The sequence below is a fragment of the Streptomyces sp. SID4985 genome (assembly GCF_009863025.1).
Lineage (GTDB): Bacteria > Actinomycetota > Actinomycetes > Streptomycetales > Streptomycetaceae > Streptomyces.
Genome location: NZ_WWIR01000546.1, coordinates 1 through 1,054, shown reverse-complemented (window position 1 = coordinate 1,054; position 1,054 = coordinate 1). Strand labels below are relative to the sequence as shown.

2 protein-coding genes are annotated in these 1,054 nt (G+C 68.3%); both read left to right on the top strand.

Features of this window, described 5'->3' with window-relative positions; translation table 11 throughout:
• The coding region (locus tag GTW40_RS23450; RefSeq protein ID WP_161182160.1) for a flavodoxin-dependent (E)-4-hydroxy-3-methylbut-2-enyl-diphosphate synthase at positions 1-249 on the top strand (249 nt) is incomplete at its 5' end.
• Positions 250-285: 36 nt separating this feature from the next.
• Positions 286-1,054: 1-deoxy-D-xylulose-5-phosphate synthase N-terminal domain-containing protein (locus tag GTW40_RS23445; RefSeq protein ID WP_343245768.1), on the top strand; the 769-nt coding region annotated here is incomplete at its 3' end.

Here is a 1,054-nt window from a genome sequence, read left to right as displayed (position 1 = left end):
GAGGTCACCGCGGGCCTGACCGGCATGGAGGTCCCCCTCCGCGTCGCCGTCATGGGCTGCGTGGTGAACGGCCCCGGCGAGGCCCGCGAGGCCGACCTGGGCGTGGCTTCCGGCAACGGCAAGGGCCAGATCTTCGTCAAGGGCGAGGTCATCAAGACCGTCCCGGAGTCGAAGATCGTGGAAACCCTCATCGAGGAGGCGATGCGGCTCGCTGAGGAGATCAACGAGGAGTCCGAACAGGCGAGTTGAGACACGGCACGGCACACGGACCGAGAGGGGGCCGGCGTGACGATTCTGGAAAGAATCCGGGGACCACGTGACCTGAAGGCGCTGACGAAGGAAGAGCTCGACGAACTGTCCGCCGATGTGCGGCAGTTCCTGGTGGACGCGGTGTCCCGGACCGGCGGCCACCTCGGGCCCAACCTGGGCGTGGTGGAACTCTCCATCGCCCTGCACCGGGTGTTCGAGTCGCCCGTGGACCGCATCCTGTGGGACACCGGCCACCAGAGCTATGTGCACAAGCTACTGACAGGGCGTCAGGACTTCTCCAAGCTGCGCGGCAAGGGTGGCCTGTCCGGCTACCCCTCGCGCGAGGAGTCCGAGCACGACGTCATCGAGAACAGCCACGCCTCCACCGCGCTCGGCTGGGCCGACGGCCTCGCCAAGGCCCGCCAGGTGCTGGGGGAGCGCGGCCATGTGGTCGCCGTCATCGGCGACGGCGCGCTGACCGGCGGCATGGCCTGGGAGGCGCTGAACAACATCGCCGCCGCCAAGGACCGTCCGCTCATCATCGTCGTCAACGACAACGAACGCTCCTACGCCCCCACCATCGGCGGCCTCGCCAACCATCTCGCCACCCTGCGCACCACCGACGGCTACGAACAGGCCCTCGCCTGGGGCAAGCAGGTCATCCGGGGCACCCCGATCGTCGGCAAGTACGTCTACGAGGCCCTGCACGGCGCCAAGAAGGGCTTCAAGGACGCCTTCGCGCCCCAGGGCATGTTCGAGGACCTGGGCCTGAAGTACGTCGGCCCCATCGACGGCCACGACATCG